A 16,788-nucleotide genomic window follows, 5' to 3' on the forward strand; every position below is an offset into this window, starting at 1 on the left:
TTACTTGTCGCCGATAGAGACTGATTTGTAATAGCCTGAACCTAATGGACCATAGACTAAATTTTGGACAGAATCGGCCACTAAGCGTGCTTCTGTTAATTGATAAAGAGGAACTAGGGGGGCTTCTTCCGCAACCAATTGATCCGCTTTTTGTAATGTTTTCCAACGTTCTTCATATTTATTTGCATAAGTTACGTTTGCTTCTTGAAGCAACTGATCAAAGGTCTTATTAGACCATTTACCAAAATTATTGGAATTTTTTGATTGCAGTAAGTTTAAGAAATCGATTGGATCAGCATATACTGGCGTCCAGCCACCAACCACAATGTCGAAATCTCCGCTGCGACTTTTTTCTAAACGATTATTAAAAGGAACTGGTGAAACATTGACTGTTAAATTTTCTAAATTATCTGCTAAAGCTCCTTGAACATACTCACTGATTTTTTTAGCATTTTCTGTATCCGAACTTAAAATCGTTAGCTCCGCTTTTTCAATTCCTAATTCTTTTTTAGCCGTTTGCCATAACTCTTTCGCTTTTTCTGGTTCACTAGGATTTAAATCTCCTAATTCCTCTGCAAAATCTTTTTGCGTTTCTTGATTAGTGAAACCTGTTGGCACGAAGCCAAGTGCTTTTTTTGAGCCATCATTTAAAACATTTTTAGCTAAACGCTCAGAATTCAATGATAATGCTATTGCTCGACGTGCATTCTTATTTGCCAAAAGATCTTTTTGCGTATTTAATTGGATATAATACGTTCCAGGAATTTCACGAATTTTCAAAGCTGCATTGCCTTGTTCTTGTGCAACAATTTCTCCAGAAATTTTTACAACATCTAATTCTTTCCCTTCGAAAAGATTTTTCCCAGTATTGACTTCTTTAACTACTTGGACATCCACCTTATCTAGCGAAACATTCGCTTGATCCCAATAATTTTTATTCTTCACATAGGACCAAGTATTATTCGTGCCATCCCAACCTTCTAATGTGAAGGCGCCATTGTAAAGTGTTGACTCAGCTGATGTACCATAGTTTTTGCCCGTTTTTTCGACAAATGCTTCATTTAAAGGATAAAAAGCTGGTACCGCCAATAATTGTTGAAAATAACTCATAGGATAGCTTAGCTCTACTTCCAAGGTATGGTCATCAATGGCTGTTACCCCTAACTCTTCTTTAGATTTGCTACCGTCAACAATAGCACGATAATTTTTTAACCCTTCAAAGTAATACGCTTGCGGGGAAGCTGTTTTTGGGTCCACTGTGCGCTTCCAAGAGTATTCAAAATCATTTGCTGTGATTGGCTCGCCGTTACTCCATTTTGCATCTTTTCGAATCGTAAAAGTATAGCTTAAACCATCATTGGAGGGCTGTACTTTTTCAGTTGCCAATGCTGGTTTCGCTTCTCCTTTTTCGTCAAAGGAGAAAAGTCCCTCCCCTACTTGGCTCATTACATCTGCTGCGGTATTATCCATTGCCAACGACACGTCTGCCGTTGATAATTCCGAATCAATCCCGACCCGTAATACCTGTTGTTCTTGCTTTTTGGTTTCTTTCCCAACACTTCCACAGCCCGAGAGAAGTAGAACCATGATTGCTGCCAAAGACAGCCTTTGCTTTGTTGCCCTTTTCATAAAAACACCTCATTTTTTTATTTTTTGATACCTTTTTCCCACAAAATTATTTATAATCTGATAAAGGAGGTTTGCTCATGAACTTAGATTACTTAAAAGAAACGTATCATTTAACGAAAACAGAAAGTCAGATTTTGTATTATTTGGATCAACAAAGTACGAATGCGGCCGATTTGAGTATTCGGGAAGTTGCAAAACACTGCTTTTCTTCGCCTAGTTCCATCATTCGTTTAGCCAAAAAATTAAATTTATCAGGTTATAATGAACTTATTTACAAATTAAAAGAAGCCCATTTTTCTCAGCCAATCCCTTTTGAAACAGCACCTTCATTTGAAACAACCAACGAGTTTTGTCGACTGCTTGCCAAACACAAGAGTCATTTATTTGTTATTTTAGGTCATGACTTTTCACGACATTTGGCGGCTTACATTAGTGAAGTTTTCAATTTTCATGGCATCCCCAGCATCACAACAGCCTATACTCATCCGATAAATAGTCAAAATAATCAGAATTTTCTTTTTATCATCCTTTCACATTCTGGTGAAGAAAAATACTTAAAAGAAACAGCTCTGCTTGCGAAAGAGAAAAAACATCCTATCATTTCTTTTGTTGGCGCCAAAAATTCAACTCTTGGTCGACTGGCAGATCTCGTTTTTTCAACTGACTCTTACAGCCCGTTTTCAACAAGTGTCGCTCAGCCACAAATGTTTTTTGGCCAAACATTAATCACCTTTGAAGCCTTGATTTGTGCTTATTTAAATCATGAGGATTCCATTCCAATATCTCATAAAAATAAATAATTTTATTTATTATAGCTGAAAAAAGCTATTTCGCTAGCCAAAGTATAGAAAAAGGCACATGTTCCATTTTTTATGGAACATGTGCCTTTTTGCTATTTTTTACTCGGCCATAGAAATTCGATTAGCAATTGATCTACTTCAGGATTTTCATGTAATTGACTATGTTGTGCATTTTCTCCTTTAATAATCTGGCTAGTGACTTGAGTTCCTCGCTGTCTTAGCAAGGCGTTGACTGCTAAGGCACTAGATAACGGCACCGTTCCATCACTTAAATCTGTTGGACTTAATTGACCACCAATTAATAAAATGGGCAGTTTTTCTGGAACAACATTAATCATCTCTTGATAATCCAAATAGCGGCTACTTTTTTCTGTGGGGCCGTTTTCTAGTTCCGTTTCGATGGTTTGCTGTTGACTCGTATCAATAAAATCATTGAAAGGTGCTCCAATGCTGACGAATTTTTCAATTTTAGGTAACGATGTATCTTGCCCATAGGTTCCTAAATAACGTAAACCACTAACACCACCCATAGAGTGCCCGACAATATTGGCTTTGTTCACTTGATAATTTTTTTGTAAATAGAGTAATGTGTTTTTTATCCATTCTGTTTGATTCCATTCATTGTTTTTATTATCTTCAAATAGAACTTGAACACTGGGATTCGTCGCTTTGCCACTTAAAGCTCCTCGCTCTTTAACCACGGTCCCATCAGGTTTAACGAGTAGCACTAATTCTTGAGTTGTGGCACCTTGTTTCTCCAAGCGATGCAGTAACGAGCCAAACGAATTTTTAGTTCCTGCGTAACCATGAAAAAAAAGCGTTGGTGTTGTTGTGCGGTTTAACTCAACAGTTGCTTCTTTTGTGGCGGCTTGGTTGTCATCCTTCGTAGTTGCCCCAATTTGGCAAGCACTTAATAATAGAACAAGACCCATTAGCAAAGAAAAATAACGATATTTTTGGGCATGTTTCATTTTTTTCATTCCTTTCTGCGATGAACTAAAAAAGGGCTTGGAAAAGAAGTCAGTTGACTGCTTTTCCAGACCCTACAATCTGTATCAATCAGCTGAACAATAGTTTGTCAGCTTGTTTATTAATCAATGTTATCGACTTGTTCAAAGTCTAATTCTGTACTTGTTTCACGACCAAACATATCGATGTTTACTTTTAATTTTTGTTTTTCTTCATCGATTTCTGTCACAACACCTTCAAGACCAGAAAAGGCACCTTCGATAATTTTCACTGTATCGCCTAGCGCTACTTCTAAGTCTGATTGACGGGTGCTCATGCCAATTGAACGTAAAATGTGGTTAATTTCTTCTTGTAATAAAGGAGCGGGTTTACTACCAGCACCATGTGAGCCTACAAAACCAGTTACGCCTGGCGTGTTACGAACAATATACCAAGAATCATCGGTCATAATCATTTCCACTAACACATAACCAGGGAAAGTTTTATGAACGATTTCTTTTTCTTTACCATTTTTGACTTCTTTTTCTGTTTCTTCTGGTACAACGACACGAAAAATATAATCGCCCATCCCCATGCTTTGTGCACGTGATTCAATGTTTGCTTTTACTTTATTTTCATAGCCTGAATAGGTGTGCAATACGTACCAATTTCTTTCAAAAGTTTCCATTACTGATTCGGCTCCTTTAAATGTTTTAGTTTATTTTTTTCGAGCAAATAAAAAAAGCTCAGTTTCCCGAAGCTTTTTCTCGAATACTATTATAGCACCCCTCGTCGGGAAATACTAGAATTAATTATTTTAAAATCCAGCCAAATGCCGTTTGGATAACAGTATCCATGATAAAGAACAATGCTGCAAATAAAATAGATGTTTCAATTACAACTAATGTATCTTTACGCAATTGTTTTTTTGTTGGCCAAGTTACTTGCTTCATCTCATCAGCAACGCTGCGGAAAAATTTCATGTTGATACCCTCCTCTAAATCTATTTCGTTTCTTTATGTAACGTGTATTGATTACAATATTTACAGAATTTATTGATTTCTAAGCGTTCGCCACGTTTACCTTCACTAACGGATTTAGAATAGTTGCGAGAGCCACAAACGGAGCAAGCAAGAGCTGCTTTCTTTGTTGCCATGTTCTTCGACCTCCTCTATTCACAAATTTACTTCTTAACAGTACCATTATTCGAAAAAGTTGTCAAAGTTTAATTTACTTTGTATGTGTCTGAAATTTACCCTAAAACAAATTTCCCTTCGAAAAATTAAAATAAAATTAGAGAAACTCTGGTATAATAGATTCAAACTTTTGTTATTTAATTTTTTTACGTCTTTTTATTAATTCATTTTTCCCTTTTAATTTAACATATTTTTATTTTTTTGCAAGTCTAACTAGATATTTTTTGTTATAGAAAAAAATACACACGAAAGAAACGTACGCCTCTATTTTAAAAATTTAGTTGCGCAACTCACTAAAATATGCTATATTTCAGACACGAAAAATTAAAATAGATTATTGAAACAAGTGCATTTTGCCTCCCTATAGAATTAACTATAGGGACTTTTTTTATATTCCATTAAAATATTTGAAAATTTCGTGTATACGATTGGTCTGATTTTTAAAATTGATTCTTCCTGTCGGAATTTTACCAACTTCTGCTTTCTCGTCTTCAAAGAAGTGATTATATTGATTGCCAATTTCTGAAACAATTCGATCATCTAATTCAAAATTTGACTTCCATTTTTCTAAGAAAATCTCTTTCAAAGTACCATTGCGTTTCGTTGTTAACAGCCACGCCATCGGTTCTAATCCTACTCCCCAATACTTACTATTTTTCTTCATGCGGAAAGTAAAGATTCGGTGTAAACTTTCCATGATTCCGATTCCTTCTTTTTCTCCACTCAAATCTCGTATGTGGTAGGGTTTGATTATCTTCCAATTTCTTCTCAAATAACTAGTTAATCGTTTAACCTGTTCTTCTTGCTCTTGATTTGTCGCATGACTTTCCAATGTATCTAATGCTGTGCGTACATTCTCATGCATGTATCCTAATAAAGTAGACACATTTTTTGGTATACTATTAAATAAATAGACAGAAATTTTGAAAGGAATTTTTAATATGGTAAATAACAGAAAATCACCACGTAAATTTGACGAAGAGTTTAAAAAATCCATTGTAAAACTTCACGAAAGTGGTAAAACTCAAAATGCTTTAGCTAAGGAGTACGGCATTGCTCTTTCTTCAATTGCTCGTTGGGTCAAACAATATTCCGAAGTAAAAATTGACGATGACACGATCCTTACGGCCCGTCAAATCAAACAGCTACAAAAACGAAATGCGCAACTCGAGGAGGAAAATTTAATCCTAAAAAAAGCGATTGCCATATTCACGCCTCGCTTGACGAACGATTAAAAGCCATACACATTCTTCGATATGAACACAGTATTGTTACACTCTGTCGTGTACTCAAAGTCAATCGTTCCACTTATTACAAACGCTTTTCTGGAAAAGTAGCCCCAAGAACAAAAGAAAATCAACACCTAAGAAAAGTGATTTTAGAAATTTATACTTCTTCTCAAAAACGTCTTGGCGCTGCAAAAATCCGCCAGATTCTTTTGCGTGATTATGGCATTTCGATTAGTATTGGTCGTGTTTATCGCTTGATGAAAGCAATGGACCTCCCAAAAATGTCTACAGTAAAGCCTGTTTTCAAAAAAAGGAAAAACAAGGTTTCTTTAACACGGCCAAATCATCTAAACCAAGCGTTCAATCCACCTGCACCAAATCAAGTTTGGACAAGTGATTTTTCTTATATCCCCATCGGGAAGAAAACATTTGCGTATTTGTGTGTCGTTTTAGATTTGTTTTCTAGAAAAGTAATTGCTTGGACCGTAGGATCAACGATTGATACAAAACTAGCCATTCAAACATTAGAAAAAGCACTTCATTCTCGAAAATTAATGAATCCTGTTCTTTTTCATACAGATCAAGGGTCTCAATATACCTCTTTTGAATTTAGAAAGTTTATAGAGCATCATCCGATTGTCCATTCTCTTTCAAAACCAGGTTATCCGTGGGATAACGCCGTTACCGAAGCTTTTTTTAAATATATGAAAAAAGAAGAATTAAATCGCCGTTCATTCCATTCAATCGAAGAAGTACGTTTGGCTTGTTTCGCTTACATTGAAGGATTCTATAACACCAAACGTCCTCACGGAACATTAGATATGCTTACACCAAATGAAAAGGAGGCTCTTTACTTTGAATGTCTTTAAGTATCTTCTCTTTTTGTGTCTACTTTATTGACATCTATCCAATAACAACATTTGCTTACCTCCTACATACTTTAACTAACAAAAAAAGCAAAGAGCTTTTAAGCTTCACTTTTCCTGTTAATTTTTGTTGTCTACGATTCCACTCTTTCCAAAATCGAATAAGCGGTTAGAAGAAATCTAATCGCTTATTCGTCATGTTTGTCAATGGCCATTCAAAAATGTAGGTTTTTGGCCCATAAATAACAAGGTTACTTATACGATAACTTTTTTTCTTTATAATCTTTAATTCGATAAGACTTTCCAGTAATTTGAATAATCTTAGCGTGGTGCACTAATCGATCGATTAGTGCATTTGTTAATTTTTTATCTTGAAAAGTTTCAGCCCATTGAGACAAAGGAATATTCGTTGTAATAATGGTTGATTTTTTTTCATAGCGTAGATTAATTAATTGAAAGAATAACTTTGCCCCGTCAGGGGGAAAAGGCAAATAACCAATTTCATCAATAATTAGTAAATCGTAAGAAGCATATTTTTTTAACAATCGATCTAAATTTCCACGTTGATTTGCACGATTTAGTCGATTGACTAATTCATTGCTTAAAGCAAAATGGCAAGAATAACCTTTGGTTATCGCTTCTAGTGTAATGGCAATAGCTAAGTGAGTTTTCCCCACTCCGCTATTTCCAATAAACAATATATTATTATTTGTATCCATAAAGCGTAAGGTACACAAATCTAAAATCTCTGTTCGATTAATCTTTGGTTGAAATCCAAAATCAAAGTCATTGATTGTTTTTTTAAACGGTAAATTCGCCTTTCTTAAACGATTTTCTTTTTGTCGTTCATTTCGTGCGTTTATTTCTTCCGTCATTAAATGATTTAAAGCTTCTACAAAACTAAGATTTTCTTGAACAATGGTATCGAGATATTCTGGTAAAATTTCTCTCGTATGTTTTAAATTCAAATCTTCTAATTTGTTTAGTAAATGATAATAATTAGACATAATGATTCACCTCTCTATAATTCGTCATACGCTTGTAAATTTTCATCAACAAAACGTTCTAATTCTTCGTCTTCTAAATGTTTAAAAACGTCAGAACGTAGAATTTCTATATAGTCATTTCGATGATAATTAAGCAATTGATGAGTAATCGTATGTGTGCGAATAAGAGTAGAGTCATCGTAAATATAAAGTTTATCTTCTTTTACACGAAGTGTAAGAATTTTACCGATGTAATTTACTGGCACAGAATATTTATTTTGATTCCATTGAACCATCGCTTCGTTAGATACTTTTCGTTTTATTTGTTTTTCAACAGAAGCATAAATTTTAAGTTGATTCGCATCAAAAGAAGATAGTTGTTCTTTCTCGTATGACCAACGGTCACTAGGACATTCATGAATTGCTTGAGAAATTTCTTCAGTATTTAATGAATCCATGATTGTTTGAATAATTTTTTCTAATTCGTGAGTCGATTCAAATTCATAATTAAATACACGAATTCGTTCAATTGTTCGTGCAAGAGCTTCAACTTTTCCTTTTGTTTGAGGTCGAAAAGCACGACAAGCAATTGGAAGAAACCCTGCTTCTTTCGCGTATTGTCGGAACCGCTCATTAAAAACAACTTTAGAAAATTGACTACGACTACGGTCAACAACAGTTTTCATATTATCAAACCATATTTCTGTAGGAACACCTCCGGTGTATTGAAAAGCATTGGTTAAGCAACGAAATAAAGTAGTTTGAGAACGGTCAAAAATTAGTTCTAAATACTTAATTCTGGAATATCCTAAAACGTAAAGGAAGATATTACAAGAAATAAGTTCGCCGAATTTATTGACTAATTTGAGGTCTTCTTTCCAATCAACTTGAGCAGATAAACCAGGAGTTGTTTCAACACGAATCGTTGCTTTTTGTATTTTATCTGCTTTGATATTGCGACAATATCTTCTCAGTGTTCGTGCACTTCCACGATAGCCACGTTTAGAAATAAAATGATAAATAGCAGAAGAAGAACAACCTAAAGCTAATTTGTCAGCGATAATATCTTCAAAATCACTAACCAAAGTTTTTTTGTTTTTATTCTTTTGAGCAAGTAAAGGCAATTTATTGCTTATTCCAGCTTCATAATAACGTTTTACTGTACGATAATCGCAATTGTATTGTTTAGCTAGAGCAGCATAATTAGGTTTTGTATGAGTCATAATGAAAGGTAACACTCCTTCATAAATATCTTTTCTCAATACACTTTCCTCCTTGAATAAAATAACACAAGGAAAGCGTACCAGATGACGCATAAACCTACATTTTTATTTGGCCATTTTTCTACATTTTAACTTGGCCATTTACATCATGTTCAATTATTCTTTGACTTTGCGGCAAACAAAGCAACGCTAGATTATACAAAAAAAGACACAAAAGAAAATCTTTCCTGTCTGTGATTAGTTATTCTGTTTTCTTTTGGTTGTTACAAGATATGCTGCACCTGCTAATAAAATGAATCCTAAAATTGTTAATAGAATTCCTTTTTGTTCGCCTGTTTTTGGCAGGAATTTTGTTGGTGGTACAATACGAACAGTTTGTGCTAAATCATTAATGTCTGCGTGTGTTGTTAATTTTAGATTGTCACGATATAAATCTTCAAAAACAACTACATGAATTTCTGAAGTAATTTCTTGCGAATCAAACGTAAATGGAACAATTACTTCGCCATTCGCTGTTTTTGGCACAAATGTTTTCACTGCTTCCACTTCTTTGCCATTAACAATAAATGGTTTATTCGTCGTTTTATCCATCAATTTCCCTTTAATCGTATAGGTTTTACCTGGGGTTAAATTTGTGTATTTTACTTTATCATTAATAGTCATTTGACCACCAGAAACCCCTAACTTACCGTCATTAATTGTAGCGGTAGTTTTTAGCGTAGGTTTGTTGAATTCAATGGTTTGGTTTTTATCGTTAATGTCTGCATGTACAGCAACTTCTGTATCATTACGTGTTACTGTTTCAAAAACAACAGTTTCTTTTCCTTGTAAATCTTTCGCATTTAATCCAAATGACAGATCCACCGTTCCGCTTACTAACGGTGATTTTTGTTTTTCTGCGGTTTTCATTTTCGCTTCAGTAGTGACAATTTCTGCTTTTCCATTGCGTGCAATAAATTTCAATGAATTACGGACTTCTTTTCCATTGACTAACAATGGTTTGTTTGTCGCTTTATCCATTAAAACACCAGCTAATTCATAGGTTTTACCTTCGATTAAATCAGTGTAAGAAACAGTATCCGTGATTGTTACTTTTTCTAAAGCATCTGCTTTATGATCCACTGAATCTTGGTTAATCGCTGTTGTTTTTAATTTTGGTTCAGTGAATGTAACAGTTTGGCCTTCATCGTTAATGTCTTGGTGTACAGCAATTTCAGTGTTTTCACGTGTTAATGTTTCAAAAATAACAACTGATTTTCCTTTTAATTGTTCAGCATTCATTGTGAATGTCACTGCCACCGTTCCTGAAACACGGTTAATTTGTACAGCAGCAGCTCTCATTGCTGGTTTATCCGTCTCACCTGGTTGTTCAGAATCTGTTGCGTCGTTTTTGTCTTCAATGATTTCTGCTTTTCCATCACGAGCAATGAAATTCACTTCATTTCGTACTTCTTTTCCGTCGATTAATAGCGGAGTGTTTGTTTTCTTATCCATTACCACACCAGAAATGTTGTACACTTTTCCGTCTAATAAATCTGAATAAGAAACAGTATCAGTGATTGTCACTTCTTTTAACGCTTCGGCAGAATGACTGTTAGAATCATTGTCCAACGCCGTTGTTTTTAGTTTTGGCTCTGTAAATTCAACGGTTTGTCCTTCGTCTTCAATGTCTGCATGGATCGCAATTTCTGTTTCATTTTTGTACAGATTTTCAAATACAACGACTGTTTTTCCTTGTAAATCTTTCGCATTTACTTTAAATTCAATCGTTTCGCCACCTTCAGACGTTGTTGGTGTAAAACGTTTGCTAGCGGTCACTTCTTCCCCATCGATTAACAATGGTTTGTTTGTTGCTTTATCCATCAACTTACCTTTTAATTCATAGGTGTTTCCTGCAATTAAATTTTTGAAAGATACCACGTCAACAATAGTAACTTCTGCTAAAGGATCAGAAACTTTTGAACCGTCTTCTTTAAAATGTGCTTCTGTTTTAATTTCAGGATTATTTACTTTCACAGTTTGGCCTTTGTCATTGATATCTGTATGTTTAACAACGTCATGCCATTCTTTTGAATCGCTGCGTTGCCGACTTAGATATTCAAAAACAACTAGTTCTTTTCCTTTCAATTCGCGTGCGTCAAATTCAAAAGTAACATCAATTGTCCCCTTGGCTGTTGTAGGCTTAAATGTTACTTCGCTTGTCACTTCTTCTCCGTTAATTTCTAAAGGCTTATTTGTCGCTTTATCCATCAATTTACCATTCAATTTGTATAATTTATTTGGTTGTAAGCCTTCATAGGCAACTGTATCTTTTAAAATAACTTTTTCTTCAGGATCAAATTCTTTTCCATTGTTTTCTTTATTTACAGCAGTTGTTGAAATTTTAGGATTGTCAAAGGTGACTGTTTGCGGTACGTCGTTAATGTCTGCATGGACAACAATTTCTTTGTTGTCTTGATACAATGTTTCAAATACAACGACTGTTTTCCCTGCAAGAGCTGATGCATCTAAAGTGAAACTTACTTCAACAAAACCATCTTTGCTCGTTGGTTTGAATTTTTTCTCTGAAGTCACTTCTTTTCCATTCACTAACAATGGTTTATTTGTTGCCTTATCCATCAATTTACCTTTAACTACGTATTCGCGGCCGTCAGTATATAGGTTCGTGTATTGTACTTTATCCTTAATTGTGACATTTTTCTCTGGAGAAAGCACTTTGTCGTTATCTTCTTTATCTGCCGCTGTTGTTTTCAAAGTCATTTTAGGATTCGTGAAGTTCACGGTAGTAGTTTGTGCCGCTTTAATTGTAACTTTTTTAACACTTGTATCTAATAGATAACCAATTGGTGCTTCAATTTCGCGAATTTCTAATTGCGTATCTGCTGGATATTCTACAGACTCGAATTCCCCATTTTTGTTTGTAGTAGCTGTTTTTTTAGAGCCGTCCGCTAGATTTTTCAATTCAAATTTAGCACCAGCCACTGGGTTTCCGTTATCATCCACTTTTTTGATTTTTGCTTTACCATTTTTAATTACGTTGATTTTTACAAATGCCACAGTTGGGTCGCTTGATCCACCTGTTGTTACAGATTGAGATCCTGGTTTCACCCAGAAAAATTGGCTACCTGTATAGAATGCATTTCTGTATAAATCTAAATTACCATTTGTTGAGTTAGCATTTGGTGTAATTTCTAATACATTTCCTTTTTTCTCAACTTTTGCATTAAGATTGTTCTTAATTGAAAAATTGTTTAATACACCATTTGTATCTGTAATTTTTAGTGTTTCACCAACTTTAACATTATATGTTTTTTGATGAAAACTAGGTTTGATTCTAAATTTGGCAATATTGTTTTCAATTTGTTGTTTGTAGTTAGCATATCCAGGCAATGAAGTTGAAACTGACCAACCTAATTTTTCCCAAATATACATATTCGTAGCAAAAATATATTCACCACTATCGCCTTTTTTTGCACCAAAATTCATAACAGTGTTAATTGCTTTACGCTGTGCTGATGTAATCCCAGAAAAAGACGTTTGTTGAGTAAATCCAGCACCAGGAGTAAAAATAACGCCTGGTTCTACGCAATATGCTAATTTATCATCAATATACAATGGTTGATAAAACTCTCCCCATGCTGTCCATGCACCTCTACTTACATCATATCTAGCATAAACAGGGTTCCCTACAGCACCAATAGAACGAGCAAATCTAGTTTGGCGATCAAAAGGAATTTCAATACTTTCTCCTTTGTCATTTTTAACTGACATACCAAAAGAAGAGTCTTTTTTTGCATAATCACCATACAAATATTTAGCTAATGAGATAATCTCGTTATCTGTCAAGCCTTGTACGTCCGTTGGATTATCTCGATTGGCTAATTCTTCTCCTGTTCTTTCGGCTTTTTCGTGTGTTTCTTCCGTTACTTCAGTTGTAGAAGTTGCTTCAGTATTAGTAGCTTCCCTTGAATTAGTTGTAGAATCAATAGGACTGTCATTACTATTCATGCTTTCACCTATTGTTTTATCTAACTCCGTCTGAGTGTTTTGTGTACTTTCTGCTGTTGTTGATTCATTAACTTTACTAGAAGATTCTGTCGATTCTTCAGCTACTTTTTTCTCTTCTTTCTCACTTGAAGAAGCTACTTGTTCAGTATTATCTAAGCTTTCAGCCATAGCGATTGTTGAAGGTACAACATTTGCTCCTACAATAGTTAGCATAGCTAATAAAACAAGAAACTTACTTTTCACTTTACTTAGTCTATCTTTCATTTTTTTCCCACCTTAAATTATTATTTCATAGCCTTAAGTTGTTATTTTTCATTTACACTTTTTTGAAGGTGGGTCTCTTGAAAAGACCATTGTTCACCACTCCTCAAAAACAAAGAAGGCAATGATTGAAAATTTCAATCATTGCCTTCTTTACTCTTTTTATTATATTTTCTAAACAGCTAATTCATACGTCCAACCAGCAATACGGCCATCAGTATATTTAACTTCCCAAACTACAACTCTAAAATCACCTTGTCCTTGTTTAGATAATTCTAAAGCTTTTTCTTGACCAGCAGCTGTTGCTTCAGCTTCACTTCCAAATAATCCACCTGAGCCAACTGGTGTCATTGGATCATATTCATTACTTGGAGTAGAAGGTTTATCCGTGTTACCTCCACCAGGTTGGTTTGGTTGCTCTGGCGTAGTAGTTCCACCATTTCCAGGATTTGATGGTTGATTTTCTCCTGTATTCCCGTTATTTTCTGGTGTAGAAGGAGTTGTTTGTTCACCTTGATTAATATTATTATCTGGTTGAACTGGCGTTTGTTCTGGTGCACTTGGTGTTACCTCAGTATTTCCAACTGCTTGATTTCCTGTTTGCGTGTTACCTACTACTGCATTGTTAGTTGTTGCCTCTTGTGCAGGTTGGCCAACAGGTTGACTTGGATTTACTTTGTCTTTATCTTGAATCACTGTTTGAGCCACAGTTTCACCTGCGCTATTTTGCACACTCGCTACATTGCCAGCAAAACTCAATTTATTTCCTGCATAAATTAAATCAACATTTGCAATTTTGTTCATATCTGCTAATTTTTGCACTGTAATATTTGTTGCTTGGCTAATAGCACTTAGTGTATCTCCCCAAACAATTGTATATTCGTTTCCTTTGATTTCAGCTTTAATCTGTTCCGCTGTACGTGGTGTCCATTCTGCTGCGTCTGCTTTTTCACTATTCATTGCTAACGCAATTCCACCCACTGTTACTCCGATAGCCAATACCTTCAAAATTTTCATGATTTAATTCCTTCTTTCTTTTTGTTTTATTTTCATTATATACATATAATACTATATATGTAATGACATTACAACTATTTTTGTTAGATTTTTTTATTTTTTTCGTATATAATACTTCTAGTATATTATTCATATTAATAAAAGGAGAAAACCTATGGATACAAACAATCTAAATGAAATAAAGCAATGGATTACTGAAAACTTAGTTAGTAAAAGAGAAGCTTTAAAAATTACTGGACAATCCCCTCAAGCTTTTCAACAGTCTGTTCGAACGAATATGATTAGCCCTTTCTATGAAAGCAAAGAAGGCTTTGGCTCCTCTATCGTTCGTCTATACCTAAAAAGTGAGATAGAAGCCTATGCAAAGCAGTTAAAATCAAAAAAGCAGAAATCACTTTAAGTCATTTCTGCTTTGCTATATGAAAAAACAATTATCTATGGAGCGTGTATTCTTATGAAGAAAAAATCACTCATAACTTTACTTTTAAGTATTTCACTTATATCTGTACTTATTATTGCTTTTTCTCTAGGTAGAAAAACAGAATCTTCTCATCCTGCAACCACTTCTTCTAGTGTTGCTACAACTAACTCTAGTTATCCATCGTTAAATCAATTAAAAGCACGGCAAGGCGCAAATATTCAAGTTTTAGGAAAAACTCAAATTGTTACAGTTATTTTCCAAGACAAAAATATTGCCCTCTTAGCCCCTGAATCAGGTGAAAAGATTCAGCTACCTATCACAGTAACGAATACAAAACAAAATACATTTAAAATTCCTGATTTACATGGTGCTTCAGATACTTTAAAAATCGGCGATACTTTCGGTCTTGCAAAAATAAATAAACAATATTTTGCCTACTCACTTGAATAACAAGAGAACAATTTCTCTTGTTATTTTTGTCACATAACTATTTTATAAAAACGCTTCGAAAATTTCAACATTTTTCAATAACATTTTTTTATTTAATACATAAAAAATAACTGACAAGACTCTTTTCTTCCTTGTTATATTGATACATACGTCTTATATTAAAAAAATATTTTGATATTGCTATCAATACATGAACTGGTAGTTTAACTAACCCAGCACATTCTTCAATAGTCATTAAGCGATTTTTTCTTTTTTTTAATCGTTGTTCAAGCTGTTTTTCTATTTCAGAAATTTTTTCTTTACTCATCTTTTCAATAAACTCCTTTTTCTTTATTTTTTCCAAAAACGGACTTACTAAAATACAATTTTTTTAATTCAAGTATGCGGATAACAATATATTTATCACCCGCATGCTCAAGCGATTCACCAATTTTTATGCTCTCGTTAAATCCTTCTTTATAAACTCTTAGAATAGATAGCAACGATTCCTCCTCCTAAAGCAAACTGCTATGCATGTATCCTAATAAAGTAGACACATTTTTTGGTATACTATTAAATAAATAGACAGAAATTTTGAAAGGAATTTTTAATATGGTAAATAACAGAAAATCACCACGTAAATTTGACGAAGAGTTTAAAAAATCCATTGTAAAACTTCACGAAAGTGGTAAAACTCAAAATGCTTTAGCTAAGGAGTACGGCATTGCTCTTTCTTCAATTGCTCGTTGGGTCAAACAATATTCCGAAGTAAAAATTGACGATGACACGATCCTTACGGCCCGTCAAATCAAACAGCTACAAAAACGAAATGCGCAACTCGAGGAGGAAAATTTAATCCTAAAAAAAGCGATTGCCATATTCACGCCTCGCTTGACGAACGATTAAAAGCCATACACATTCTTCGATATGAACACAGTATTGTTACACTCTGTCGTGTACTCAAAGTCAATCGTTCCACTTATTACAAACGCTTTTCTGGAAAAGTAGCCCCAAGAACAAAAGAAAATCAACACCTAAGAAAAGTGATTTTAGAAATTTATACTTCTTCTCAAAAACGTCTTGGCGCTGCAAAAATCCACCAGATTCTTTTGCGTGATTATGGCATTTCGATTAGTATTGGTCGTGTTTATCGCTTGATGAAAGCAATGGACCTCCCAAAAATGTCTACAGTAAAGCCTGTTTTCAAAAAAAGGAAAAACAAGGTTTCTTTGACACGGCCAAATCATCTAAACCAAGCGTTCAATCCACCTGCACCAAATCAAGTTTGGACAAGTGATTTTTCTTATATCCCCATCGGTAAGAAAACATTTGCGTATTTGTGTGTCGTTTTAGATTTGTTTTCTAGAAAAGTAATTGCTTGGACCGTAGGATCAACGATTGATACAAAACTAGCCATTCAAACAGTAGAAAAAGCACTTCATTCTCGAAAATTAATGAATCCTGTTCTTTTTCATACAGATCAAGGGTCTCAATATACCTCTTTTGAATTTAGAAAGTTTATAGAGCATCATCCGATTGTCCATTCTCTTTCAAAACCAGGTTATCCGTGGGATAACGCCGTTACCGAAGCTTTTTTTAAATATATGAAAAAAGAAGAATTAAATCGCCGTTCATTCCATTCAATCGAAGAAGTACGTTTAGCTTGTTTCGCTTACATTGAAGGATTCTATAACACCAAACGTCCTCACGGAACATTAGATATGCTTACACCAAATGAAAAGGAGGCTCTTTACTTTGAATGTCTTTAAGTATCT

Annotated in this window: 17 protein-coding genes; 5 read left to right on the forward strand and 12 right to left on the reverse strand. The window is 34.4% G+C overall.

Annotated elements, in window-relative coordinates; genetic code table 11:
- On the reverse strand, positions 1–1,629 hold the full coding sequence (locus IGJ63_RS10525) for a peptide ABC transporter substrate-binding protein (protein ID WP_002387190.1): 1,629 nt from the start codon (positions 1,627–1,629) through the stop codon (positions 1–3).
- Positions 1,630–1,706: 77 nt separating this feature from the next.
- On the opposite strand from IGJ63_RS10525, the gene IGJ63_RS10530 reads away from it, so the two are divergent.
- Positions 1,707–2,429: a MurR/RpiR family transcriptional regulator gene (locus IGJ63_RS10530; RefSeq protein WP_438746448.1), complete on the forward strand. Its 723-nt coding sequence runs from the start codon at positions 1,707–1,709 to the stop codon at positions 2,427–2,429.
- A 92-nt stretch (positions 2,430–2,521) separates the two neighbouring features.
- Here the strand turns inward: IGJ63_RS10530 and IGJ63_RS10535 are convergent, their stop codons facing one another.
- The 5 genes from IGJ63_RS10535 to IGJ63_RS10555 all read right to left on the reverse strand — a co-directional run bounded on the left by IGJ63_RS10535 (position 2,522) and on the right by IGJ63_RS10555 (position 5,438).
- On the reverse strand, positions 2,522–3,409 hold the full coding sequence (locus tag IGJ63_RS10535) for an alpha/beta hydrolase (RefSeq protein WP_016626150.1): 888 nt from the start codon (positions 3,407–3,409) through the stop codon (positions 2,522–2,524).
- Between the two features lie 110 nt (positions 3,410–3,519).
- Positions 3,520–4,065, reverse strand: coding sequence for a transcription termination/antitermination protein NusG (gene nusG, locus IGJ63_RS10540; protein ID WP_002384070.1), 546 nt, complete (start codon positions 4,063–4,065; stop codon positions 3,520–3,522).
- A gap of 124 nt (positions 4,066–4,189) precedes the next feature.
- Positions 4,190–4,360 carry a preprotein translocase subunit SecE gene (gene secE / locus IGJ63_RS10545; RefSeq protein ID WP_002356409.1) on the reverse strand — a complete coding sequence of 57 codons (171 nt, stop codon included), beginning with the start codon at positions 4,358–4,360 and terminating at the stop codon, positions 4,190–4,192.
- Between the two features lie 20 nt (positions 4,361–4,380).
- On the reverse strand, positions 4,381–4,533 hold the full coding sequence (gene rpmG, locus IGJ63_RS10550) for a 50S ribosomal protein L33 (RefSeq protein ID WP_002356408.1): 153 nt from the start codon (positions 4,531–4,533) through the stop codon (positions 4,381–4,383).
- 428 nt (positions 4,534–4,961) lie between these two features.
- Positions 4,962–5,438, reverse strand: a complete 477-nt coding sequence (locus IGJ63_RS10555; protein ID WP_438746450.1) for a UPF0236 family transposase-like protein — start codon at positions 5,436–5,438, stop codon at positions 4,962–4,964.
- Between the two features lie 76 nt (positions 5,439–5,514).
- On the opposite strand from IGJ63_RS10555, the gene IGJ63_RS10560 reads away from it, so the two are divergent.
- A protein-coding gene (locus IGJ63_RS10560; protein ID WP_438745968.1) for an IS3 family transposase occupies positions 5,515–6,671 on the forward strand; the annotation gives its coding sequence in 2 pieces (ribosomal slippage) (positions 5,515–5,773 and positions 5,773–6,671; 1,158 coding nt in all).
- A gap of 248 nt (positions 6,672–6,919) precedes the next feature.
- On the opposite strand, the gene istB is transcribed toward IGJ63_RS10560, so the two are convergent.
- The 4 genes from istB to IGJ63_RS10580 all read right to left on the reverse strand — a co-directional run bounded on the left by istB (position 6,920) and on the right by IGJ63_RS10580 (position 14,163).
- Positions 6,920–7,675 carry an IS21-like element helper ATPase IstB gene (gene istB, locus IGJ63_RS10565; RefSeq protein WP_438746452.1) on the reverse strand — a complete coding sequence of 252 codons (756 nt, stop codon included), beginning with the start codon at positions 7,673–7,675 and terminating at the stop codon, positions 6,920–6,922.
- Between the two features lie 14 nt (positions 7,676–7,689).
- Positions 7,690–8,916 (reverse strand): IS21 family transposase, encoded by a 1,227-nt coding sequence (gene istA, locus IGJ63_RS10570; protein ID WP_263307182.1) that lies wholly within the window; start codon positions 8,914–8,916, stop codon positions 7,690–7,692.
- 198 nt (positions 8,917–9,114) lie between these two features.
- On the reverse strand, positions 9,115–13,149 hold the full coding sequence (locus tag IGJ63_RS10575; RefSeq protein ID WP_263307183.1) for a VaFE repeat-containing surface-anchored protein: 4,035 nt from the start codon (positions 13,147–13,149) through the stop codon (positions 9,115–9,117).
- A 171-nt stretch (positions 13,150–13,320) separates the two neighbouring features.
- A complete protein-coding gene (locus IGJ63_RS10580; RefSeq protein ID WP_263307184.1) occupies positions 13,321–14,163 on the reverse strand; it encodes a LysM peptidoglycan-binding domain-containing protein in 843 nt (280 codons plus the stop codon).
- A gap of 154 nt (positions 14,164–14,317) precedes the next feature.
- Between IGJ63_RS10580 and IGJ63_RS10585 the strand changes: the two genes are divergently transcribed.
- Both IGJ63_RS10585 and IGJ63_RS10590 read left to right on the forward strand, forming a co-directional pair.
- Positions 14,318–14,563: a hypothetical protein gene (locus IGJ63_RS10585; RefSeq protein ID WP_226062269.1), complete on the forward strand. Its 246-nt coding sequence runs from the start codon at positions 14,318–14,320 to the stop codon at positions 14,561–14,563.
- Positions 14,564–14,617: 54 nt separating this feature from the next.
- Positions 14,618–15,034, forward strand: a complete 417-nt coding sequence (locus IGJ63_RS10590) for a hypothetical protein (protein WP_226062270.1) — start codon at positions 14,618–14,620, stop codon at positions 15,032–15,034.
- 88 nt (positions 15,035–15,122) lie between these two features.
- Here the strand turns inward: IGJ63_RS10590 and IGJ63_RS10595 are convergent, their stop codons facing one another.
- Both IGJ63_RS10595 and IGJ63_RS10600 read right to left on the reverse strand, forming a co-directional pair.
- A complete protein-coding gene (locus IGJ63_RS10595; RefSeq protein ID WP_226062271.1) occupies positions 15,123–15,341 on the reverse strand; it encodes a hypothetical protein in 219 nt (72 codons plus the stop codon).
- A 4-nt stretch (positions 15,342–15,345) separates the two neighbouring features.
- Positions 15,346–15,516 (reverse strand): hypothetical protein, encoded by a 171-nt coding sequence (locus IGJ63_RS10600; RefSeq protein WP_263307185.1) that lies wholly within the window; start codon positions 15,514–15,516, stop codon positions 15,346–15,348.
- Between the two features lie 109 nt (positions 15,517–15,625).
- On the opposite strand from IGJ63_RS10600, the gene IGJ63_RS10605 reads away from it, so the two are divergent.
- Positions 15,626–16,782, forward strand: a protein-coding gene (locus IGJ63_RS10605) for an IS3 family transposase (RefSeq protein ID WP_438746456.1) whose coding sequence is annotated in 2 segments (ribosomal slippage) — positions 15,626–15,884 and positions 15,884–16,782 — 1,158 coding nt in all. Because the reading frame shifts where the segments join, the coding sequence is not laid out codon by codon here.
- The last annotated feature ends 6 nt before the right edge of the window (positions 16,783–16,788 follow it).

The sequence above is a fragment of the Enterococcus sp. DIV1375a genome (assembly GCF_051712205.1).
Lineage (GTDB): Bacteria > Bacillota > Bacilli > Lactobacillales > Enterococcaceae > Enterococcus > Enterococcus faecalis.